Raw genomic sequence first — 22,039 nt, forward strand, 5'->3', positions numbered from 1 at the left:
GTTGAGGACGAGGCCGTCCAGGCCGATGGCGGGGGTCTGGGGGCGCAGCCCCCAGGTACGGGACGGGTAGGGGCGGAGGGGGCGAGAAAACCCGCCCCTACGCCGCATGCCCCCCGTCCACCGCGAACTCCGCCCCCGTGACGTACCCCGCCTCACCCCCGGCGAGATACGCGACCATGGACGCCACCTCGGCCGCCGTACCGAATCGCCCCAGCGCGGTCATCGCCGCCTGCCCCGGCCCGTGCGGCCCGTCCGCCGGATTCATGTCCGTGTCGATCGGACCCGGGTGGACGATATTGGCCGAGATCCCCCGGTCGCCCAGCTCACGGGCGAGCGCCTTCGTCAGCCCGATCAGGGCCGACTTGCTGGTCGCGTACAGCGTCCCCCCGGGCCCGGGAACACGCTGTGTCATGCACGTACCGATCGTGATGATCCGCCCGCCACGGCCCATGTGGAGAGCCGCTGTCTGGGAGGCCAGGAAGACCCCGCGTACGTTGACCGAGAGGACCCGGTCGATGTCGGCGAGGGACAGCGAGTCCAGGGGACCGAGCAGCCCGACGCCCACGTTGTTGACCAGCACGTCGAGCCGCCCGAGCGCCCCGGCCGTCCTCCGTACCGACTCGACGGCCTCCGCCGCGTCCGCGGAGTCCGCCCGCAGGGCCAGCCCACGTCTGCCGAGCGCCTCGATCCGGCGTACGACGTCCTCGGCGGCTTCCTTGTCCCTCACATAGGTGATGGCCACATCGGCGCCTTCCTGGGCGAGCCGCAGGGCGGTCGCGGCCCCGATCCCCCGGCTGCCGCCGGTCACCAGGACCGCCGCGCCGCTCATGCTCTCTCGTGAAGTCATGACTCCATCCCAGCGGCTACGGCGGCCGATTGCTGGCGGCAAACGGACGGCCAGTTCGCGTGGACGGACATCCTCGGAGATGTCACCTGATGTCACCTGATGTCACTCGTATGGCTGGAACTCTTCCCTCCGCCTCCGGCGTTTTCCCTTCGTGACTCTTCAGCAAGAGATCGTCGGCACCGCCATGCAGATGGCGGTCGTCAGCCTGAGCCCCGGCCAGACCGTGTACTGCGAGGCGGGAAAGTTCCTCTTCAAGACCACGAACGTGACCATGGAGACCAGGCTCTCCGGACCGTCCGGCGGCGCGGGCGGACAGCCCCAAAGCGGCGCCGGGGGCGTGGCCGGCGGCATGGGCGGCATGCTGCGTCAGGCGATGGGCACGGCGATGCAGGCCGGCCAGCGGGCGCTCGCGGGCGAGTCGCTGGCGTTCCAGTACTTCACGTCGACGGGCGGCGAGGGCACGGTCGGCTTCGCGGGTGTCCTGCCCGGCGAGATGCGTGCTCTGGAACTGGACGGCACGCGCGCGTGGTTCGCCGAGAAGGACGCGTTCGTCGCCGCCGAGTCGAGCGTTCAGTTCGGAATCGACTTCCAGGGCGGCAGGACCGGACGCAGCGGCGGCGAGGGCTTCGTCCTGGAGAAGTTCACCGGACAGGGCACAGTGATCATCGCGGGCGCGGCAACTTCATCGACCTCAACCCGGCCGATTTCGGCGGCCGCATCGAGGTAGACACGGGCTGTGTCGTCGCCTTCGAGGAGGGCATCCAGTACGGGGTCCAGCGCGTCGGAGGCCTCAACCGGCAGGGCCTGATGAACGCGGTCTTGGGCGGCGAGGGCCTCTCGCTCGCCACCCTGGAGGGTGAGGGACAGGTCATCCTCCAGTCCCTCACCATCGAGAGCCTCGCCAACGCCCTGAAGAAGGCCCAGGGCGGCGACAAGCAGGGTCCGACGGGCGGACTGTTCTCGACGAACGCCGGCTGAACCGATGAGTTGCGGGTGCCGGCGGGGTCTGAACTGATGACAACAGACCCCACCCGAAAGAGAAGGCACCCGTCATGGGCAAGCTCGTCTCCCAGATCTTCGTCAGCCTCGACGGCGTCTACCAGGCACCCGGCGGCCCCCAGGAGGACCCCAGGGGCGGCTTCGAGCAGGGCGGCTGGACCGTCCCGTACAGCGACGAGGACTTCGGCCGGTTCGTCACCGAGGTCTTCGGCAGCGTCGACGCGTTTCTCCTCGGCCGCCGTACGTACGACATCTTCGCCGGGTACTGGCCGAAGGTGACCGACCCTGCCGACCCTGTCGCCTCGAAGCTCAACGCCCTGCCGAAGTACGTCGCCTCGTCGACCCTGACCGACCCCGCGTGGACCGGCACGACCGTGATCAGTGGAGACCTCGCCAAGGAGGTCGCCGCCCTCAAGGAGCGCACCGAAGGTGAGATCCAGGTGCATGGCAGCGGCGCTCTTCTGCAGTCCCTGCTGTCCCTCGACCTCGTCGACACCGTCCACCTGCTGACCTTCCCGGTCGTGCTGGGCGCCGGCCGCCGCCTCTTCCGGGAGGGCTCCCTACCGACCGCCTTCCGGCACACCGGCGGACGCATCACCTCGACGGGCGTCTCCATCCAGTCGTACGACCTCGCCGGCCGCCCGGAATACGGCTCCTACGAGCTCCCGGAAAACGTCTAGCCGCAGACCAGCCGCACCGGTACGGTGATCGCTCCACGGGAGCCGCCGACGTCTCCGACCTCGACGGAGACCGGGAGAGCCGCCCCCCATGTCATCGATCGCCGTACCAGGCGCCCTCGCGCCGCCCCGCCGCGCCTGGCTCACCGACCTGCCCGTGCTGCTGGTGGCAGTGGTCTGGGGCGCCAGCTATCTCGCCGCCAAGGACATCACCACCGCGCGGACGGTGATCGCCGTGCTGGTGCTGCGCTTCGGCATCGTGTTGCCGGTCCTGGTGGTCGCCGGGTGGCGTTCGCTTCGGGCCCTGACCGCCGCGCAGTGGCGGGGGGCCGGCCTTCTCGGGCTGATCCTGAGCGGGATCTTCCTGCTGGAGACGTATGGCGTCGTCCACACCTCGGCGACCAACGCCGGCCTCATCATCAGCCTCACCATGATCTTCACGCCGCTCGCCGAGGCGGCCGTGACCCGAGTCCGCCCGCCGCGGGCCTTTCTCGCCGCGGCCGGGCTCTCGGTGCTCGGCGTCGTACTGCTCACCCAGAGCGGCGGCTTCACCGAGCCGTCGCCCGGCGACCTGCTGATGCTGCTCGCGGCCCTCGCCCGTACCGTGCACGTGCTCGCCATGTCACGCGTCAAGTCCGTCCAGGGCGCGGACGCGCTCCCGCTCACCACCGTCCAACTGGGCTCCGCCGTGGGCGTGTTCGCGGTGCTCGCGGTGTTCCTGAGGGGGTCCGACGCCACGCCGTGGAGCGCGGCCGCGGATTTCGGCGCGCGGGAGTGGGCGGGGCTGCTGTTCCTGTCCGTGTTCTGCACCCTCTTCGCCTTCTTCGTGCAGATGTGGGCCGTACGCCGGACCTCGCCGTCCCGGGTCAGCCTGCTGCTCGGTACGGAGCCGTTGTGGGCCGCCGCCGCGGGGATCGCCCTCGGCGGCGAACGCCTCGGCGTGCTGGGGCTGGTGGGGGGTGTTCTTGTGCTTGTGGGGACCGGGTGGGGGCGCCGGGCGGCAGGTTAACTCCCGGGAAATTCATCGGACTTGGCGGGAGAAATCATTTGACGTGTCCTTGACATGGCAGGGTCTACGCGCGTCATCCTAGGTCCATGAGATTCCCCCCACGCACCACTCGCACGGGCGCGCTGGTCGCCCTCATGTCCGCCCTGCTCATCGGCGGCGCCGCCGCGGTACCGGCCAACGCGGCGGCGACCGCCGTCGGCAGCGTCTGCTACGGCGCGCTGCCGACGCAGGCGTACACCACGCTCCGCCTGATCGACTCGGGAGGACCTTTCCCGTACTCGCAGGACGGAGTCGTCTTCCAGAACCGGGAAGGCGTCCTGCCCGCACAGTCCACCGGCTACTACCACGAGTACACCGTCATCACACCCGGCTCCTCGACGCGTGGCGCCCGGCGCATCGTCACCGGCAACAAGACGAACGAGGACTACTACACCGCGGACCACTACGTCACGTTCAGGCTGATCAACTACAGCTGCTGAACCGAGGTGATCCGCGGGCGATCCGAGGGTGAGCCGGGTCTGGCCCGGTTCGTCGGAAGTACGGGTCGTGGTCAGCCGGGCTTCCGGCTCTCGGCCGCAGCGAACAGCGCGAAGGACAGTACGAGCAGGGCTACGCTCACGTAGATCTCGTAGCCGTCGAAAACACCGAACCGCTGCACGAGGCCCCACCCCTGCGGCCAGCCGGTGATCGAGTGCAACAGGCCCAGAGCGCCCTGGACCAGGGCGAGAAAGCCGACAATCTCCAGAAACTGCTTCATGAGAAAAATCCTCGCCCCGCGGACCTCCCATGTTCATCGGCCGCGGGGCGAGGCATGTCCGACCTAAGTACAGGCCGCGGAGTGCGGGCCGGGACCAAAGTCTGAAGAGGTACGACTTTGGTCGGTGATCCCGGCTGCGGGGAGGTGGGCGCGGGTGTGGCTGCGTAGATTTGTCGACCGTGAGCGGTGACAATGCGGCGCGTGCGCCACGAGACCTTTCCGTGTCGGGGGAACTGGCCCTCGGGGCGGGCACCGCGGTGTCCGGGGACCTGGCTGTCGGGGCCCTGTCGGCCGGTGCGCAGGCGTTGCCGGGGCGGCGGTGGCTGCTGCCGTCGGCCGTCGCCGCGGAGTTCGATCAGGTGCGGCGCGTCGACCGTAAGGGGCGTCCACGGCGTACCGCGCGCGACTGGGTCGTGGACTTCACCTGCTTTCTGATCGCCGTCGGGGTCGGCATGCTCGGTGCGGACGCGGCGTCCGGCGACCCGAACATTCCGCACGCCCTGGCGGTCGTCGACCAGTGGCTCGGTGCCTTCGCCTGCGCTGCGGTATGGCTCCGCCGGCGCTGGCCGGTCGGCTTCGCCGTGGCGATGCTCCCCGTCTGCTTCATCTCGAACACCGCAGGGGGCGCGGGTCTGGTCGCCCTCTTCACTGTCGCCGTGCATCGGCCTTTCAAGTACGGGGCATGGATCGGCGGCATCTCCGCCGTACTGAGCTTCGTCTTCTTCTGGCTGCGCCCCGACCCCGAGCTGCCGTACGGCTGGATGGTCGCCCTCACGGTGCTGCTCAACGTCGCCGTGGTCGGCTGGGGCATGTTCGTGCGGTCCAAGCGGCAGCTCATGCTGAGTCTGCGGGACCGGGCGCGGCGGGCCGAGACGGAGGCGGCGCTGCGGGCCGAGCAGGCGCAGCGGCTCGCGCGTGAGGACATCGCGCGCGAGATGCACGATGTGCTCGCGCACCGGCTCACGCTGCTGAGCGTGCACGCGGGGGCGCTGGAGTTCCGGCCGGACGCGCCTCGCGAGGAGGTCGCGCGGGCGGCCGGGGTGATCCGGGAGAGCGCGCACGAGGCCTTGCAGGATCTGCGGGAGATCATCGGGGTGCTGCGGACGGGGGACTCCGAGGAGGCGGGGCGGCCGCAGCCCACGCTTGCCGCGCTCGACGGGCTGGTCTCCGAGTCCCGCTCGGCGGGTATGAAGGTCGTCCTCGACGGTCGCGTCACCGATCCGGCCGCCGTGTCCGCGTCCGTCGGCCGCACCGCGTACCGGATCGCGCAGGAGGGCCTGACGAACGCCCGTAAGCACGCGCCGGGGGCGGAGGTGACGGTGTCCGTCTCGGGTGCTCCCGGGGAAGGCCTCACCGTGGTCGTCCAGAATCCGGCGCCGCCGGGGGCGGTTCCGCACGTTCCCGGGTCGGGGCAGGGGCTGATCGGGCTGACCGAGCGGGCGACGCTTGCGGGTGGGCGGCTTTCGCACGGGGGCGTGGGGGGTGGGGGGTTCGAGGTGCGGGCTTGGTTGCCGTGGGGTGCCTGAGTGTGCTTTGGGGTTGTTTCAGCCCGTCCGGCGTTTGAGGACGAGGCCGTTCAGGCCGATGGGGGGTCTGGGGGCGGAGCCCCAGGTACGGGTTGGGTAGGGGCGGAGGGGGCGAGGAAACTGTCGGTCACCTCCCGCGGCGCGTCACTACGGTAGGGCCATGACTGCGATCCGACTGCTGCTTGTCGACGACGACCCTCTGGTGAGAGCCGGCCTGTCCTTCATGATGGGCGGCGCCGACGACATCGAGATCGTCGGCGAGGCCGCCGACGGCAGCGAGGTGCCCGCGCTCGTCGACCGCACCCACCCGGACGTCGTCCTCATGGACATCCGGATGCCGAACGTCGACGGACTCACCGCCACCGAGGAACTGCGCGCACGCAAGGACGCCCCCCAGGTCGTCGTCCTCACCACCTTCCACGCGGACGACCAGGTACTGCGAGCGCTGCGCGCGGGCGCGGCCGGGTTCGTTCTCAAGGACACGCCCCCGACGGAGATCCTCGCGGCGGTACGACGCGTCGCCGCGGGCGATCCCGTGCTCTCGCCCACCGTCACCCGCCAGTTGATGGCCCACGCCGCCAAATCCGCCCTCGACACCCGGCGGTCCGGGGCGCGCACGAGGATCGCCGCGCTGAACGACCGCGAGCGCGAGGTCGCCGTGGCTGTCGGGCAGGGCAGGGCGAACGCCGAGATCGCCACCGAGCTCTTCATGAGCATCGCCACCGTCAAGACGCATGTCTCGCGCGTCCTCGCCAAACTCGATCTCAACAACCGTGTGCAGATCGCTCTGTTGACGTACGACGCCGGACTGCTCGAAGAGGACGGGCACTAGTCGGGGGGCTCGGGCGTTTCGGGGGTGGAGGGGGAGACGTATGGCGGAAGTGATTGATCTGGGGGAGTACGGGGCGCGGTTCAGGGAGGATCCGCATCCCGTGTATGCCGAGTTGCGCGCGCTCGGGCCGGTGCACCGGGTGCGGTTGCCGGTCCCCGACGCGCACCATGAGACCTGGCTCGTGGTCGGCTATGAGGAGGCGCGGGCGGCGCTCGCCGATCCGCGACTGGCCAAGGACGGGGAGAAGATCGGGGTCACGTTCCTCGACGAGGAGCTGATCGGCAAGTATCTGCTGGTCGCGGACCCGCCGCAGCACACGCGGCTGCGGGCGCTCATCGCGCGCGAGTTCACCATGCGCCGCGTGGAGACACTGCGGCCGCGCGTCCAGGAGATCACCGACGAGCTGCTCGACGCGATGCTGCCGCGCGGGCGCGCCGACCTCGTGGAGTCGCTCGCGTATCCGCTGCCGCTCACCGTCATCTGTGAGCTGCTCGGCGTGCCCGAGATCGACCGGGCCGCGTTCCGCGCGCTGTCGAGCGAGGCCGTCGCGCCCAGCAGTGCGGAGAGTGAGTACGACGCCTTTGTCCAACTCGCCGACTATCTGACCGACTTGATCGAGGACAAGCGGTGTTCCGCCCCGGCCGACGATCTGCTCAGCAGTCTCATCCGCACGACCGCGGAGGACGGCGACCGACTCTCGCCCCAGGAACTGCGCGGCATGGCGTTCGTGTTGCTCGTCGCCGGGCACGAGACGACCGTCAACCTCATATCGAGCGGTGTCCACGCCCTGCTCACCCATCCCGGCCAACTCGCCGAGCTGCGGGCCGACATGACGCTCCTGGACGGCGCCGTGGAGGAGACGCTTCGCTATGAGGGTCCGGTGGAGAACGCGACGTTCCGGTACGCCGCCGAACCCCTCGACATCGGCGGCAGGGCCGTCGAGGCGGGCGACGCGGTGATGATCGGCCTCACCGCCGCCGACCGCGACGGGGTGCGGTACCCGGCGCCGGACCGCTTCGACATCCGGCGCGTCGCCCGCGGTCACCTCGCCTTCGGGCACGGCCTCCACTACTGCCTGGGCGCGCCCCTCGCCCGCCTGGAGGCCCGCGTCGCCCTCCGCTCCCTGCTGGACCGCTGTCCGGACCTCGCACTTGACGGCCCGCCCGGCGACTGGCTGCCCGGCATGCTGATGCGGGGCATGCGCCGTCTGCCCGTGCGGTGGTGAGCTATTCAAGGTGGAGCCCGAGGTCGAGCCTGAGGCCGAGTTCCAGTCGGGTCCCAGTCGGGTTCCAGGAGACGGGCGAGGGCACCCGGCTCGAAAGCGAGGCGCCCGTGTCGTCGGTTCCGTACGCCCAAAGGGGCCGCGATCAGTCCCGTCCGCCGGGAATTTCCGCCAGCCGTACCGGGCGCCGCTCGTGCCGTGACAGTTCGCACGCCTCCGCGATGCGCAGCGCGTGCAGGGCCTCGCGGCCGTCGCACGGGTTGGTGCGTTCGCCGCGGACGAGGTCGACGAAGGCGGCGAGCTCGGCCTCGTACGCGGGGCCGAAGCGCTCCAGGAAACCCGTCCACGGCTTGTCGGCGGCCGGCGGCCCGGCGGGCTCCGTGGAGGCGATCGGCGTACGGTCGTCGAGGCCGACGCCGATCTGGTCCAGCTCGCCGGAGAGCTCCATGCGGACGTCGTAGCCCGCACCGTTCAGACGGGTCGCCGTCACTGTGGCGAGTGTGCCGTCGTCGAGGGTGAGGACGGCCGCGGCGGTGTCGATGTCGTGGGCCTCGCGGAACATCGCGGGACCGGCGTCCGACCCGGTCGCGTACACGTCGACGACCTCTCGGCCCGTGACCCAGCGGATCATGTCGAAGTCGTGGACCAGACAGTCCCGGTACAGCCCGCCGGAGAGCGGGAGGTAGCCGGCCGGGGGCGGCGACTGGTCGGACGTCATCGCCCGGATCGTGTGCAGCCGCCCCAGCTGTCCGGAGCGCACCGCCTCGCGCGCGGCCGTGTAGCCCGAGTCGAAGCGGCGCTGGAAGCCCAGCTGGAGCACGGTTCCGGCAGCGTCCACCTCGGCGAGCGCGGCGAGAGTGCCGGGCAGGTCGAGAGCGATGGGCTTCTCGCAGAAGACCGGGAGTCCCGAGCGTGCTGCCCGGCCGATCAGTTCCGCGTGGGCGGAGGTCGCCGCGGTGATGACCACGGCGTCCACGCCCCAGGTGAAGATCTCGTCCACGCTGGGCGCTGCGGTCGCACCCAGGCGGTCCGCGAGCTCCTGAGCCCGTGCGGTGTCAGCGTCCGTGACGATGAGGGAGCCGCCGACCTCGCGGTGGCGGCTCAGAGTGGTCGCGTGGAATGTACCGATACGACCCGCTCCGATGAGTCCGATGCGCATGGCTACAAAGTGAGGGCGGACCCGGCGCCCTGTCAATGGTTTGTCCGGACAATCGAACTTCACAACTTCCCGTCAACATCTCCCGGAGCTACGCTCGGGGCCGTGCCCAAACCAGATGTGGACCCGACCGTGTCGCTCCAGCTCAGCGTCGACCGCAGCAGCCCGGTCCCGCTCTACTTCCAGCTGTCCCAGCAGCTGGAGGCCGCGATCGAGCACGGAACGCTGACCCCGGGCAGCCTCCTGGGCAATGAGATCGAGCTCGCCGGACGGCTCGGGCTGTCCCGGCCCACCGTTCGCCAGGCCATCCAGTCCCTCGTCGACAAGGGCCTGCTCGTGCGGCGCCGTGGCGTCGGCACCCAGGTCGTGCACAGCCAGGTCAAGCGCCCGCTGGAGCTCAGCAGCCTGTACGACGACCTCGAGGCGGCCGGACAGCGTCCCGCGACCCGGGTGCTCGTCAACACCGTCGAGCCGGCGTCCGCCGAGGTCGCGGCCGCTCTGTCCGTGGCCGAGGGCAGCGACGTACACCGTGTCGAGCGGCTGCGGCTCGCCCACGGGGAGCCGATGGCGTACCTCTGCAACCACCTGCCCCAGGGACTGCTGCAGTTCGACACGGCCCAGCTGGAGGCCACGGGCCTGTACCGGCTGATGCGCGCCACGGGCATCACGCTGCACAGCGCCCGCCAGTCCATCGGCGCCCGCGCGGCCACCGCGGAGGAGGCCGAGCGACTCGGCGAGCCCGCCGGAGCACCCCTGCTCACCATGCAGCGCACCACCTTCGACGACACCGGCCGCACGGTCGAGTTCGGGTCCCACACCTACCGGGCCTCGCGCTATTCCTTCGAGTTCCAGCTTCTCGTACGGCCCTGACGCACGGCGGCTCCGCCGACAGTCCCTGCCTGAAGGTCGTCACCGAGAAGGGCGTACGGCAGCGACAGAAGTACGCCACGCGCGGGACCCGCTGGTGGGGTGCATGATCCCCGTGACTGATACTTGGGCGTTTGGGCCGGTGAGATGTCGGCCCCCGGGATCCATGGGACGGCCCACCTGGCCGGTCCGCAGGGCCCCGCGCACCAAGCAGCACGGCAAGAAGGGCACGGCCTCGTGGCACGGACTCGGACCTGGGTAAGCATCGCGCTCGCAGGGGCGCTGGGGGTGTCCCTCGCGGGATGCAGCGCCACCGGCGGGAAGCGGGCCGAGGACGCCCGAGAGGCGGCGGCCGCCCAGGGCAGGGCCGCGGTGAACACTCCCGAGTGGACCTTCGCGATGATCACCCACTCGGGCGATGGCGACACCTTCTGGGACATCGTCCAGAGCGGCGCGAAGCAGGCCGCGGTCAAGGACAACATCAACTTCCTGTACTCGCACGACGACGAGGCACAGCAGCAGGCGCAGCTCGTGGACACCGCGGTCGACAAGAAGGTCGACGGCATCATCGTCACGCTCGCCAAGCCCGACGCCATGAAGGCTGCGGTCGCGCGCGCCGAGAAGGCCGGCATCCCGGTGATCACCGTGAACTCGGGTTCCGAGGAGTCCAAGGAGTTCGGCGCGCTCACGCACATCGGCCAGGACGAGACGATCGCCGGTGAGGCCGTGGGCGACGAGCTCGACAAGCGGGGCAAGAAGAAGGCCCTGTGCATCCTGCACGAGCAGGGCAACGTCGGCCACGAGCAGCGCTGCGCGGGCATCAAGAAGACCTTCGACGGCACCGTGGAGAACCTCTACGTCACGGGCACGAGCATGCCCGACGTGCAGTCCTCCATCGGCGCCAAGCTCCAGGCCGACAACTCCATCGACACGGTCGTCACGCTCGGCGCCCCGTACGCGGACACCGCGGTCAAGGCCAAGGCGGACGCCGGCAGCAAGGCCGAGATCGACACCTTCGACCTGAACGCGAAGGTGGCGACGGAGCTCAAGGACGGCACGCTCGGCTTCGCCGTCGACCAGCAGCCCTACCTCCAGGGGTACGAGGCCGTGGACCTGCTCTGGCTCTACAAGTACAACGCCGATGTCCTCGGCGGCGGCGAGCCGGTCCTCACCGGACCGCAGATCATCACCAAGGACATGGCCGGCGCGCTGGAGAAGTACACCGAGCGGGGCACTCGATGACCGCTACAGCGCCTGCGCCCGCGCCCGGTGCCAAGTCCGATGAGCGCCTTCTCAAGACCTCGCCGCTGCGCAAACTCCTGGGGCGTCCCGAACTCGGCTCGGTGGTCGGCGCGATCGCGGTCTTCGTCTTCTTCGCGATCTTCGCGGACAGTTTCGTACGGGCGGCCAGCCTCAGCACGGTCCTGTACGCCTCCTCGACCATCGGCATCATGGCCGTCCCGGTGGCGCTGCTGATGATCGGCGGCGAGTTCGACCTGTCCGCGGGCGTCATGGTGACGTCCTCCGCGCTCATCTCCTCGATGTTCAGCTACCAGATGACCGCCAACGTCTGGGTCGGCGTCCTCGTCTCGCTGGTCGTCACGCTGGCGATCGGCGTCTTCAACGGCGTCATGCTGACCCGCACCGACCCGCCCAGCTTCATCATCACGCTCGGCACCTTCCTGATGCTGACCGGCATGAACCTCGGCTTCACCAAGTTGATCAGCGGCACGGTCTCGACCAAGTCGATCTCCGACATGCAGGGCTTCTCCTCCGCCAGGGCCGTCTTCGCCTCGACGCTCACCATCGGCGGCGTCGACTTCAAGATCACCATCCTGTGGTGGCTGGGCCTGATCGTCGTCGCCACCTGGATCCTGTTGCGCACCCGCATCGGCAACTGGATCTACGCCGTCGGCGGCGGCGAGGAAGCGGCGCGCGCGGTCGGCGTGCCGGTCGACAAGACGAAAATCGGCCTCTACATGGGCGTCGCTTTCGGCGCCTGGATCTCCGGCCAGCACCTGCTGTTCTCGTTCGACGTCGTGCAGTCCGGCGAGGGCGTCGGCAACGAACTGACGTACATCATCGCGGCCGTCATCGGCGGCTGTCTGATCACCGGCGGCTACGGCTCCGCGGTCGGCGCGGCGGTCGGTGCCCTGATCTTCGGCATGGTCAGCAAGGGCATCGTGTTCGCCGAGTGGAACCCGGACTGGTTCAAGTTCTTCCTGGGAGTGATGTTGCTCCTGGCGACCCTGCTCAACCACTGGGTCCGCAAGCGCGCGGAGGCGACGAAATGACGACGGACGCAGAGGCGACGAAATGACGACGGACGCGAAGATGACGAAGGACACGGCCGCCCCGGAACGCGAGGCACTCGTCGAGCTCGACGACGTCAGTAAGTACTACGGCAACATCCGCGCCCTCGAAGGCGTCTCGCTGGAAGTCCACGCGGGCGAGATCTCCTGCGTGCTCGGCGACAACGGCGCGGGCAAGTCGACCCTCATCAAGATCATCGCGGGTCTGCACCAGCACGACGCGGGCACCCTGCGCATCGAGGGCGAGGAGACCCGCCTGTCGTCGCCGCGCGATGCCCTGGACCGCGGTATCGCCACGGTCTACCAGGACCTCGCCGTCGTCCCGCTGATGCCGGTCTGGCGGAACTTCTTCCTCGGCTCCGAGCCGTCCAAGGGCGTCGCCCCCTTCAAGCGCATGGACGTCGAGTTCATGCGCAGGACGACCCACGCGGAACTCCTGCGCATGGGCATCGACCTGCGCGACGTCGACCAGGCCATCGGCACCCTCTCCGGCGGCGAACGCCAGTGCGTGGCGATCGCCCGCGCCGTCTACTTCGGCGCCAAGGTCCTCGTCCTCGACGAGCCCACCGCCGCCCTCGGTGTGAAGCAGTCCGGTGTGGTCCTCAAATATGTGGCCGCAGCACGGGACGCCGGTCTGGGTGTTGTCTTGATCACCCACAACCCGCACCACGCGTACCTCGTGGGCGACCGCTTCGTGCTGCTGAAGCGGGGCACGATGTCCGGCAGTCATTTGCGTGACGAGATCACGCTCGATGAGCTGACCCGCCAGATGGCGGGCGGGAGTGAGCTGGACGATCTGCGGCACGAGCTGGAACGGGCGACGTGAGGATGGCGCCCCGTTACGGGCGCGGGGCTGTGACATGTGCGGCCCCGCCGCGGGGCGCGACCAGCCACCGCGAGCCCGCGGTGTACGTACCGGCCCGAAGCCGCCGCGGATCCCCGCAGCCCCGGTGGATTGCGGACCGGCCCGGCGCACCGCCGGTCTCCCACCGTGCAGGCCAGCGCGAGCGTAGGGCAGAATCGGCGCGATGAGCACCTACCGCGACCTCGCACACCGCGGCTCCGCGCGGGCCACCGTCCTGCGGACCGTGGGAACACGCGAGCGCCGTTCCCACCTCACGGCACCCCGCGTGCCCACCGTCGGCATCGACATCGGCGGTACGAAGGTGATGGCGGGTGTCGTCGACGCCGACGGCAACATCCTGGAGAAGCTCCGCGCCGAGACGCCGGACAAGTCCAAGAGCCCCAGGGTCGTCGAGGACACCATCGTCGAGCTGGTCCTGGACCTCTCCGACCGGCACGACGTGCACGCGGTCGGCATCGGCGCGGCCGGCTGGGTCGACGCCGACCGCAACCGCATCCTGTTCGCCCCGCACCTGTCGTGGCGCAACGAGCCCCTCCGGGACCGCATCTCCAGCCGCCTCGCCGTCCCCGTCCTGGTCGACAACGACGCCAACGCCGCCGCCTGGGCCGAGTGGCGCTTCGGCGCGGGCCGCGGCGAGGACCACCTCGTCATGATCACGCTGGGCACCGGTATCGGCGGCTCGATCCTGGAGGACGGCCAGGTCAAGCGCGGCAAGTTCGGCGTGGCGGGCGAGTTCGGCCATATGCAGGTCGTGCCCGGCGGCCACCGGTGCCCGTGCGGCAACCGCGGCTGCTGGGAGCAGTACAGCTCCGGCAACGCGCTGGTACGCGAGGCCCGCGAACTCGCCGCCGCCGACTCCCCGGTGGCGTACGGGCTCATCGAACGGGTCAAGGGCAACATCCCCGACATCACCGGGCCGCTGATCACCGAACTGGCCCGCGAGGGCGACGCCATGTGTGTCGAGCTGCTCCAGGACATCGGACAGTGGCTGGGCGTCGGCATCGCCAACCTGGCTGCGGCCCTGGACCCGTCCTGCTTCGTGATCGGCGGCGGCGTCAGCGCGGCCGACGACCTGCTGATCGTCCCCGCGCGGGACGCGTTCCGCAGGCACCTCACCGGCCGCGGCTACCGTCCCGAGGCCCGCATCGCCCGCGCCCAGCTCGGCCCCGAGGCAGGCATGGTCGGCGCCGCCGACCTCGCCCGGCTCGTCGCCCGCCGCTTCCGCCGCGCCAACCGCCGCCGAGTGGAGCGCTACGAGCGGTACGAGCGCTTCGTGGAGTCCCGCCGTACGTCGCAGGAGTCGATGTGACGGCCTCGCTGCCGCGCCAGGCGTCCCCGCCGGACGAGCCCGAACGGCCGCCTGAGAACCCGCGCCGCAAGTTCCGCCGCCGCGCCATCACCCTGCTGATCATCGGGCTGCTCATCGGCGTCCCGGCCGGCTATCTGGTGATCTCCGCCAACCAGAGCCGCGACGCCGGTAAGCAGAAGGAGGAGAAGTACTCGGCGACCGGCCTCACCGCGGGCTGGCCGTCGCGCGTCCAGCGCCGCGTCTACCAGGTCACCATCCCGAGCAAGTCGACCGACGTCGCCTACTACGAGACGAACAACTGGAAGACCAGCCGCCTGTACGTTCAGTTCGGCACCACCAGCGCAGGCCTGGACGGGTTCCTGGGCAACGTCGGCACCAGCCGCGCCGCCCTGCAGCCGGACGACCTCACCATCAACGCCCGCGACCAGCAGGTCGTCGGCTGGGAGTTCACCGGCCCAGGCCCGTGGTCGAGCCTCGTCCACAAGCAGAAGGACCCGGCACCCACCCTGGACATCGTCGTGAACCAGGCCAACCCCGAGCACCCCATGGTGTACGTGGTCTCGCGCACCACCCCCTGACAGGTCCCGCTGCCTGCCTGCCTGCGCCGCCGCCGAGGCCGATTGTCAGAGCCCGCCCGTACAGTCGAAGACAACTGATCCGACTGAAGGGCGGGAGGTGACCGGGCGTATGGGGGACGGGATGGATGCGGTGGCCGAGAGGGTGGTCGCGGTGCGCCTCGCCGCCGTCTTCCTGCCCGCGCCGCTGCCGCGCGAGGGGCGGGTCGCCTTCTGGGATCCGGACGCCGAGCCGCTGCCGTCCGACGGATCCGCCGACGAACGGGGGCCGTCGTCCGGCGTGAGCGTGGTGCGGAGGCCGTCCTCCGATGAGCACGCCGAGCGGGGATCTTCCGGTGAACCGACCGAGCTGACGGTGGTACGACGGCATGGTTCCGGCGTCCGCAGAGGCACCGTCCCCGCCGTGAGCCTGCCGATCGAGGAAGCCCTGCCGCTGCTGGCCGGGGCGCGCCGTGACCCCGCCGCGCATCCCGCCACGGCCTGCTGGGGCGCGGCCGCGCTGCATGCGCTGCGGCTCGTCGCGCGCGGGAGGCTGCTGCCGGGCCTGACAGCCGACGGCTTCGACGCCTGGCGCGCCGGGCCGCTGGACCCGGACGACATCGCCCACCTGAGGGCGGTCGCCGCGGCCCTGCCGTACGAAGGACACGCCGTCCCCCTTCCCGGCAAGGGCCCGCTCCGGCTGCCGGAACCGGAAGCGCTGATGCGGTCCTTCCTGGACGCGGTCGCCGACACACTGCCGCGCACCCCGGCAGCGCGGTACACCTCCGGTAAACCCTTCGCCGCAATCGCGCCGCAGCGGCTGCCCGGAGCCCACGACTGGGCCGCTGAGGTCGCCGCGGGCATGGACGCGGGCGTGCGGATCTCGCTGCGCCTGGACCTGTCCGCGTACCAGCTCTTCGACGACGGCGAGGGAGCACGCCGCGCGGGTGCGGCCGTCGTACAGGTGCACAGCCTCGCCGACCCCACCCTCGTCGTCGACGCCGCCGCGTTGTGGGCGGGCGAGGCCGACGCGACGTTCGGTGCCCGCGCGCGCGTGGACGCCGCCCTGGCCGTCCGTCGTGCGGCCCGCGTCTGGCCGCCCCTGGACCGACTGTCCGAGCAGGACGTGCCCGACGTACTCGCGCTCTCCGAAGAGGAGTTGTCCGACCTGCTCGGCATCGCGGCGAACCGGCTCGGCGCGGCCGGCGTCGCCGTGCACTGGCCTCGGGACCTCGCCCACGACCTGAGCGCGTCGGCGGTGGTGCGCCCGGCGCCCGGTTCGGCCACGGACGGCACCGGGTTCTTCGAGAGCGAGGAACTGCTCCAGTTCCGCTGGCAGTTGGCCCTCGGCGGTGACCCGCTCACCGAAGCCGAGATGGACACCCTGGCCGAGGCCCACCGCCCGGTCGTACGGCTGCGGGACCAGTGGGTGCTCGTCGACCCGGCCCTCGTCCGCAAGGCCCGCAAACGCGAACTTGGCCTGCTCGACCCGGTCGACGCGCTGTCCGTGGCGCTCAGCGGCAGCGCCGAGGTCGACGGCGAGACCGTCGAGGCGGTGCCGGTCGGCGCACTGGCCGCGCTGCGCGACCGGCTGACGGCGGGCGTGACTCCCGTCGAGCCACCACCCGGTCTCCAGGCCAAGCTCCGGGACTACCAACTCCGGGGTCTCGCCTGGCTGGACCTCATGACCTCCCTCGGCCTCGGCGGCTGCCTCGCCGACGACATGGGGCTCGGCAAGACCATCACCCTCATCGCGCTGCACCTGCGCCGGGCCCGAAGCGAACCGACCCTGGTCATCTGCCCGGCCTCACTGCTGGGCAACTGGCAGCGGGAGATCACCCGTTTCGCGCCCGGCGTCCCCGTCCGCCGCTTCCACGGACCCGACCGCACCCTGGAAGACCTCGACGGCGGCTTCGTCCTCACCACCTACGGCACGATGCGGTCGGCCGCGGCGCACCTCGCCCAGCAGACCTGGGGCATGGTCGTCGCGGACGAGGCCCAGCACGTCAAGAACCCCTACTCGGCGACGGCGAAGGCGCTCCGGACGATCCCCGCCCCCGCGCGCGTGGCGCTGACCGGCACCCCCGTGGAGAACAACCTCTCCGAACTCTGGGCCCTGCTCGACTGGACGACCCCCGGCCTGCTCGGCCCCCTCAAGTCCTTCCGCGCCCGGCACGCGCGCGCCGTGGAGAACGGCGAGGACGAGGAAGCGGTGACACGTCTGGCCCGGCTGATCCGCCCCTTCCTGCTCCGCCGCAAGAAGTCGGACCCCGGGATCGTCCCCGAACTCCCGCCCAAGACGGAGACGGACCACCCGGTCCCGCTGACCCGCGAACAGGCCTCGCTCTACGAAGCGGTGGTCCGCGAGTCGCTGCTCGCCATCGAGATCGCCGACGGCATCGCGCGACGGGGCCTGGTCCTGAAACTCCTCACCGCGCTCAAGCAGATCTGCAACCACCCGGCGCTGTATCTGAAGGAGGAAGCCCGGGCGGCCGCCCACGGACCCTCCGCCCGGTCCGGCAAACTCGCCCTGCTCGACGAGCTGTTGGACACGCTGCTCGCCGAGGACGGCTCGGCACTCGTCTTCACGCAGTACGTGGGCATGGCGCGTCTCATCACCGAACACCTGGCCGCGCGCGCGGTCCCCGTGGAGCTCCTCCATGGCGGAACCGCGATCCCCGAGCGCGAGCACATGGTGGACCGTTTCCAGAGTGGTGCGACGCCGGTCCTGGTGCTCTCCCTCAAGGCCGCCGGCACCGGCCTGAACCTCACCCGGGCCGGCCATGTCGTCCACTTCGACCGCTGGTGGAACCCGGCCGTCGAGGAACAGGCCACCGACCGCGCCTACCGCATCGGCCAGACCCAGCCCGTCCAGGTCCACCGCCTCATCACCGAAGGCACGGTGGAGGACCGTATCGCCGAGATGCTCGAAGCGAAGCGGGCCCTCGCGGACGCGATCCTCGGATCCGGCGAGGCGTCGCTCACCGAGCTGACCGACCGCGAGCTGTCGGACCTGGTGTCCCTTCGGAGGTCCGGGTGAACGACGGCGTGGAGGAGACCCCTCCGGTGGCCGAGAGTTCGGGCACCGACCAGTCACGCCCTGCGTCGGGGACGCGCCCCGCCGACGTGGCCCGTCGGGCTCTGCGGGCCGCGCGGGAGCGCGAGGTCCGGGGGGACGGGGCGGCTGACGACGAGTCGGATCAGCCTGCTGCCCCAGTCGCGGCCGATCCGTCTCCCCGGAAGGCGTCCTCCCCAGGAGCGCGACCCGGAGACGTGGCACGGGAGGCGCTGCGACGGGCGACGCGGGCGGGGAGATCCGCCGCCGGTACCGGAGCGGTTCAGGGCGCCGACGCCGGTGCGGCTGAGGTGGCTGAGGGGACCGAGGGGGCTGTGGAACGCAGCCAGGCACAGGCTGCTGCCGGGGCCGGGGCCGGGGCCGAGTCGTCGGTGGAGACGGAGGCTGCGGCGCCGGCTGAGACGTCGGCTGAGGCGTCTGCCACCCCGCCCGGCAGTCCCGCCGCAGGAGGCTCGCGCCCGGGGGACATCGCACGCGAGGCGTTGCGCGCCGCGCGGGGTGAGGCGAGGCAAACGCGGACGGACGCCGGGACCAAGGGGGTAACGAGCCCCGGCAACAGGGGAGTTGAGGCGGTCCGCCGGTCCACCGACCCGACGCGAGCCGCTTCCGGTGCCCGGCGCGACACCCGGAGCCAGAACCGACGGACCCAGCCTCAAGACGTACGCGATCTGCTCGCCGGAGCCTTCCAACTGCCCTCCGACACCGGAGCCGTGGTCGAGGCAGACTCGACCTCGCACCCCGAGCCGCCCGGAGACGCGACCGTAACGAGCCAGGGTGCGCACCCCGGGTCCACAAGCGATGCCACCGACTCGCGAAGCGATGCCTCCGACTACCCAAGCGATGCCACCGACCCGCGAAGCGATACCACCGACCGGCGCCCGGCGCAGCCCGACGCCGCCGCAGCCGTCACGTCCCCGGACGCTCCACCCCCGCCCGCCCACGGAACGACCCAGCCCCCGCGCCCAGCGCACCCCTCGCCGACAGAGCGGCCCGCAGCTACGGCCACCCGCCTCCCGCGTTCCATGGGATCCCCTGGTCGCGACGGTGAGTTGCGCCGTACGTTCGAGGCCTTTCCGGCGCGGGCGTCGGGGGATGTCGGCTTTGCGGAGACGTGGTGGGGGAACGCGTGGGTGCGGGCGTTGGAGGAGGGCGCGCTCGATGCGGCGCGGCTCGCTCGGGGGCGGGCGTATGCCGGACGCGGGCACGTGGACGCGGTCACCGTCACGCCGGGGCTGGTGCTCGCGTATGTGCACGGGAGTCGTCCGCGGCCTTATCGCGTGCAGGTCGCCGTCGAGACGCTGTCCGACGCCGACTGGGACCGTTTCCTCGACGCGATCGCCGAGCGGCCCGGGGACATCGCCGCGCTGCTCGACAAGGAGATGCCCAAGTCGCTCGCCGAGTGCGGGGTCGCCCTGCTCCCCGGCCCCGGCGAGCTCCAACCGCACTGCAGCTGCCCCGACTTCGGGCACCCCTGCAAGCACGCGGCCGCCCTCTGCTACCAGGCCGCACGGCTGCTGGACGAAGACCCCTTCGTGCTGCTCCTCCTGCGCGGCCGCGGCGAACGCGAGCTGCTCGACGCACTGTCCCGCCGCAACGCGGCCCGGATCGCCCGAGCCGCCCAGGACCAGGAACCGGCCCCCCTCCCCGGTATCCGCGCCAGTGACGCCCTCGCGCGGCGCGTACTGCCACCCCTTCCGGCGCCGCTCCCACCGCCCGCGCACCCCGAGCAGCCGCCGACCTACCCGGGCGCGCCGGGCGGCCCGGACCCGTTCGCGCTGGACCAGTTGGCCACCGACGCGGCGGCCCGCGCGCACGCGCTGCTCACGGCGGGCCGCGATCCGGTCGCGGGACTGACGCTCTGGCAGGACGCGGTGCGCCTCGCCGCCGCCCGGCCCGGATCCGGTCTCACCGCCGCGACCCGCACTCTCTACGCCTCGCTCGCCGCCGCGGCGGGACGTACTCGGGCCGACCTCGCGCGTGCGGTCGCCGCCTGGCGGCAGGGCGGTTTCGAAGGGCTCGCCGTCCTCGAAGAGCCCTGGGATCCACCGGCGGGCCGCTTCGACCGGGCCCGCCCGCTGCTCCTCGCCGCCGACCTCCCCGCCTTCCGCCCCTGGCGCAACCACCTCACCCACCCGCGGGGTCACGCCCAACTCCGCCTCGGCCGGGGCGGCCTCTGGTACGCCTACGAATCCGAACCGGGCCAGGAGGACTGGTGGCCCCGCGGCACCCCCGACCTCGACCCGGTCGGCGCGCTCACGGGCCTCGGGTCCATCTGACAATTCCCTTCCCCACTGCCTGAGGGGCGTGGGGGGTGCCCTTCAGCCCCGCGCCACCATGCACGCACCCGCGGCGCACCGGGCGACCTGTGACCCGCTCGCCGCCGCTCGCGCCTCTGCCCTCCGCTGTCCACCAGTTGATGCTCCGGAACACCGACTGCCCCGAATTCTCGACGAGTTGGCCCTCCGACTCGTACCCTGGCGCTCATGTTCATCAGCGACCACCGCCCCGTCCCGCGGTCCCGCGCGCGTTCGTCGCGCGGCTGTTGTTGTTGCTGATCCTCGCCACGGACACGGTCCGTGCCCTGGCCGTCGCGGCCCCGCTGCCGACGCCATAGCTCCCTAGCCCCTTTGTGGTTCAGGCACCTCCCGAGTGCCGTCCCCCCCGCACGTTCGCGGCCCACCCCGCGGTGCCTCGCACGTTCGCCTCCCGCCCGAAAGGCAGGCCCCTCCATGCCCCAGACGTCTCACACGCCCGGCTCCGAATCCGCCTACGACCGCCGCAGACTCCGGCAATGGCTGGCGGGGGACGCCCGGGCCGACGGGGTGGCCCGCCGCGACATGCTCAGGCTGCTCGGCGCGGCCGGACTCACCGCGGCCGTGCCCACGGCCTTCAGCGCACCCGCCGCGGCCGCCACCGGGACATCGGTGACTCCCTCCGCGACGGTCCCCGGCATCGTGAAACCCCTCCCGGACGAATGGTTCACGGCTCGCGGCACGAACGCCGAGACCAAGTTCGCGTCCCTCGCCGGCACCGGCCACCACACCCCCAACGACCACTTCTTCGTACGCAACCACACCTCCACCCCCGTACTGGACGTCAAGGCATGGACCCTCACCCTCTGGGGAGACGGGCTCGCGCGCGAGGAGCCCGTCGAGTTCACCCTCGACGACCTGAAGCGGCTCCCCGCCACCACCCGCACCGCGTTCGTGGAGTGCGCGGGCAACGGCCGCAGCTTCTTCACGACCCAGCAGGGGCAGACGGTCAGCGGCACCGCGTGGACACTCGGCGCGATCGGCACGGCGCGTTGGAAGGGCGTACGGCTGGCCGAGGTACTGCGCAGGGCCGGGCTCACGGACCGCGCCGTGGACGTCATGCCCCGGGGCCTGGACGCCGAGTACGTCACCGCGGACGGCACGAACCTCGGCCATGTCCGCCGCCCACTGCCGCTGTCGAAAGCGCTGGACGACGTACTCCTCGCGTATGAGATGAACGGCGAACCGCTGCCTGTCGACCACGGCTACCCGGTGCGCGTCCTTGCGCCCTCCTGGGTGGGCATCGCCTCGATCAAGTGGGTCGGCGACATCGAGGTGTCCGCCCAGCCGCTCTACTCGCCCTGGAACATCGACTTCTACCGGCTGTTCGGCGCCGCGTACCCCGACGGCGGCAGCGCGCCCCTCACCCACCAGACCCTCAAGAGCGCCTTCGAGCTCGCCTGGAACGCGAGCCTCCCGGTCGGCACGGAGCATCGGCTGACCGGCCGTTCCTGGTCCGGTGCCGGCGGCGTCCGCCGTGTCGACGTGAGCACCGACGGCGGTACGAACTGGCGGCGTGCCCGGCTGTACGACGCCCCGAGCCGCGCGGGCTGGGTCCGCTGGTCCACCGACTGGCGTCCGAAGACTCCAGGGACGTACACACTGCTGGCCCGAGCGACCGACACCACGGGCCGCACCCAGCCGGAGACGACCGTCCTCAACACCCAGGGCTACCTCTTCGACGCGGTGGTACGGCACCCCGTCCAGGTGTCCTGAGGG

General features: G+C 71.2%; 18 protein-coding genes and 1 pseudogene. 16 read left to right on the plus strand and 3 right to left on the minus strand.

Going from position 1 to position 22,039, the window contains the following annotated elements; all coding sequences use genetic code 11:
* Positions 1–97: 97 nt before the first annotated feature.
* Positions 98–847, minus strand: coding sequence for a 3-oxoacyl-ACP reductase family protein (locus AB0N66_RS02030; RefSeq protein WP_365427112.1), 750 nt, complete (start codon positions 845–847; stop codon positions 98–100).
* A 151-nt stretch (positions 848–998) separates the two neighbouring features.
* On the opposite strand from AB0N66_RS02030, the pseudogene AB0N66_RS02035 reads away from it, so the two are divergent.
* The 4 genes and pseudogenes from AB0N66_RS02035 (at position 999) to AB0N66_RS02050 (ending at position 4,011) form a co-directional block, all read left to right on the plus strand.
* Positions 999–1,825, plus strand: a pseudogene (locus tag AB0N66_RS02035) (AIM24 family protein).
* A 74-nt stretch (positions 1,826–1,899) separates the two neighbouring features.
* Complete coding sequence (locus AB0N66_RS02040; RefSeq protein ID WP_365427115.1) at positions 1,900–2,526, plus strand: dihydrofolate reductase family protein; 627 nt, start codon at positions 1,900–1,902, stop codon at positions 2,524–2,526.
* An 88-nt stretch (positions 2,527–2,614) separates the two neighbouring features.
* Positions 2,615–3,532, plus strand: a complete 918-nt coding sequence (locus tag AB0N66_RS02045; protein ID WP_365427118.1) for a DMT family transporter — start codon at positions 2,615–2,617, stop codon at positions 3,530–3,532.
* 86 nt (positions 3,533–3,618) lie between these two features.
* Positions 3,619–4,011 (plus strand): ribonuclease domain-containing protein, encoded by a 393-nt coding sequence (locus AB0N66_RS02050; protein ID WP_365427121.1) that lies wholly within the window; start codon positions 3,619–3,621, stop codon positions 4,009–4,011.
* A gap of 71 nt (positions 4,012–4,082) precedes the next feature.
* Here AB0N66_RS02050 and AB0N66_RS02055 read toward each other — a convergent pair whose 3' ends face one another.
* The gene (locus AB0N66_RS02055) at positions 4,083–4,289 is read right to left on the minus strand and encodes a hypothetical protein (protein ID WP_365427124.1); all 207 of its coding nucleotides are present in this window, start codon (positions 4,287–4,289) and stop codon (positions 4,083–4,085) included.
* 359 nt (positions 4,290–4,648) lie between these two features.
* On the opposite strand from AB0N66_RS02055, the gene AB0N66_RS02060 reads away from it, so the two are divergent.
* The 3 genes from AB0N66_RS02060 to AB0N66_RS02070 all read left to right on the plus strand — a co-directional run bounded on the left by AB0N66_RS02060 (position 4,649) and on the right by AB0N66_RS02070 (position 7,872).
* Complete coding sequence (locus AB0N66_RS02060) at positions 4,649–5,815, plus strand: histidine kinase (protein WP_365427312.1); 1,167 nt, start codon at positions 4,649–4,651, stop codon at positions 5,813–5,815.
* Positions 5,816–5,975: 160 nt separating this feature from the next.
* Positions 5,976–6,647 (plus strand): response regulator transcription factor, encoded by a 672-nt coding sequence (locus AB0N66_RS02065; RefSeq protein ID WP_365427127.1) that lies wholly within the window; start codon positions 5,976–5,978, stop codon positions 6,645–6,647.
* A gap of 40 nt (positions 6,648–6,687) precedes the next feature.
* Positions 6,688–7,872, plus strand: a complete 1,185-nt coding sequence (locus tag AB0N66_RS02070) for a cytochrome P450 (RefSeq protein WP_365427130.1) — start codon at positions 6,688–6,690, stop codon at positions 7,870–7,872.
* A gap of 142 nt (positions 7,873–8,014) precedes the next feature.
* Here the strand turns inward: AB0N66_RS02070 and AB0N66_RS02075 are convergent, their stop codons facing one another.
* Positions 8,015–9,028, minus strand: a complete 1,014-nt coding sequence (locus AB0N66_RS02075; protein WP_365427133.1) for a Gfo/Idh/MocA family oxidoreductase — start codon at positions 9,026–9,028, stop codon at positions 8,015–8,017.
* Between the two features lie 129 nt (positions 9,029–9,157).
* On the opposite strand from AB0N66_RS02075, the gene AB0N66_RS02080 reads away from it, so the two are divergent.
* The 9 genes from AB0N66_RS02080 (at position 9,158) to AB0N66_RS02120 (ending at position 22,036) form a co-directional block, all read left to right on the plus strand.
* Positions 9,158–9,895 carry a GntR family transcriptional regulator gene (locus AB0N66_RS02080; RefSeq protein ID WP_365427314.1) on the plus strand — a complete coding sequence of 246 codons (738 nt, stop codon included), beginning with the start codon at positions 9,158–9,160 and terminating at the stop codon, positions 9,893–9,895.
* 234 nt (positions 9,896–10,129) lie between these two features.
* Positions 10,130–11,134, plus strand: a complete 1,005-nt coding sequence (locus AB0N66_RS02085) for a sugar ABC transporter substrate-binding protein (protein WP_365427135.1) — start codon at positions 10,130–10,132, stop codon at positions 11,132–11,134.
* Complete coding sequence (locus tag AB0N66_RS02090; protein WP_365427138.1) at positions 11,131–12,186, plus strand: ABC transporter permease; 1,056 nt, start codon at positions 11,131–11,133, stop codon at positions 12,184–12,186. Before AB0N66_RS02085 ends, AB0N66_RS02090 begins: the two co-directional genes overlap by 4 nt.
* Positions 12,187–12,226: 40 nt before the next feature.
* The gene (locus tag AB0N66_RS02095; RefSeq protein WP_365427317.1) at positions 12,227–13,030 is read left to right on the plus strand and encodes an ATP-binding cassette domain-containing protein; all 804 of its coding nucleotides are present in this window, start codon (positions 12,227–12,229) and stop codon (positions 13,028–13,030) included.
* A gap of 202 nt (positions 13,031–13,232) precedes the next feature.
* Entirely contained in the window at positions 13,233–14,378 is a 1,146-nt protein-coding gene (locus AB0N66_RS02100; RefSeq protein ID WP_365427141.1) for an ROK family glucokinase, read from the plus strand.
* Complete coding sequence (locus AB0N66_RS02105; protein ID WP_365427144.1) at positions 14,375–14,956, plus strand: sugar kinase; 582 nt, start codon at positions 14,375–14,377, stop codon at positions 14,954–14,956. The genes AB0N66_RS02100 and AB0N66_RS02105 overlap by 4 nt, the downstream gene beginning before the upstream one ends.
* 109 nt (positions 14,957–15,065) lie before the next feature.
* Entirely contained in the window at positions 15,066–17,972 is a 2,907-nt protein-coding gene (locus AB0N66_RS02110; protein WP_365427147.1) for a DEAD/DEAH box helicase, read from the plus strand.
* Between the two features lie 26 nt (positions 17,973–17,998).
* Entirely contained in the window at positions 17,999–20,284 is a 2,286-nt protein-coding gene (locus AB0N66_RS02115) for an SWIM zinc finger family protein (protein WP_365427320.1), read from the plus strand.
* Between the two features lie 453 nt (positions 20,285–20,737).
* The gene (locus AB0N66_RS02120) at positions 20,738–22,036 is read left to right on the plus strand and encodes a sulfite oxidase (RefSeq protein WP_365427150.1); all 1,299 of its coding nucleotides are present in this window, start codon (positions 20,738–20,740) and stop codon (positions 22,034–22,036) included.
* Positions 22,037–22,039: the final 3 nt, after the last annotated feature.

Origin of the sequence: Streptomyces sp. NPDC093544 (genome assembly GCF_040683495.1) — a bacterium.
Lineage (GTDB): Bacteria > Actinomycetota > Actinomycetes > Streptomycetales > Streptomycetaceae > Streptomyces.

Coding starts and splice junctions, on each gene's coding strand:
- AB0N66_RS02070 (WP_365427130.1), top strand. CDS start 6,688: ATGGCGGAAGTGATTGATCTGGGGGAGTACGGGGCGCGGTTCAGGGAG.
- AB0N66_RS02095 (WP_365427317.1), top strand. CDS start 12,227: ATGACGAAGGACACGGCCGCCCCGGAACGCGAGGCACTCGTCGAGCTC.
- AB0N66_RS02030 (WP_365427112.1), bottom strand. CDS start 847: ATGACTTCACGAGAGAGCATGAGCGGCGCGGCGGTCCTGGTGACCGGC.
- AB0N66_RS02120 (WP_365427150.1), top strand. CDS start 20,738: ATGCCCCAGACGTCTCACACGCCCGGCTCCGAATCCGCCTACGACCGC.
- AB0N66_RS02050 (WP_365427121.1), top strand. CDS start 3,619: ATGAGATTCCCCCCACGCACCACTCGCACGGGCGCGCTGGTCGCCCTC.
- AB0N66_RS02055 (WP_365427124.1), bottom strand. CDS start 4,289: ATGAAGCAGTTTCTGGAGATTGTCGGCTTTCTCGCCCTGGTCCAGGGC.
- AB0N66_RS02090 (WP_365427138.1), top strand. CDS start 11,131: ATGACCGCTACAGCGCCTGCGCCCGCGCCCGGTGCCAAGTCCGATGAG.
- AB0N66_RS02040 (WP_365427115.1), top strand. CDS start 1,900: ATGGGCAAGCTCGTCTCCCAGATCTTCGTCAGCCTCGACGGCGTCTAC.
- AB0N66_RS02065 (WP_365427127.1), top strand. CDS start 5,976: ATGACTGCGATCCGACTGCTGCTTGTCGACGACGACCCTCTGGTGAGA.
- AB0N66_RS02110 (WP_365427147.1), top strand. CDS start 15,066: ATGGGGGACGGGATGGATGCGGTGGCCGAGAGGGTGGTCGCGGTGCGC.
- AB0N66_RS02100 (WP_365427141.1), top strand. CDS start 13,233: ATGAGCACCTACCGCGACCTCGCACACCGCGGCTCCGCGCGGGCCACC.
- AB0N66_RS02075 (WP_365427133.1), bottom strand. CDS start 9,028: ATGCGCATCGGACTCATCGGAGCGGGTCGTATCGGTACATTCCACGCG.
- AB0N66_RS02045 (WP_365427118.1), top strand. CDS start 2,615: ATGTCATCGATCGCCGTACCAGGCGCCCTCGCGCCGCCCCGCCGCGCC.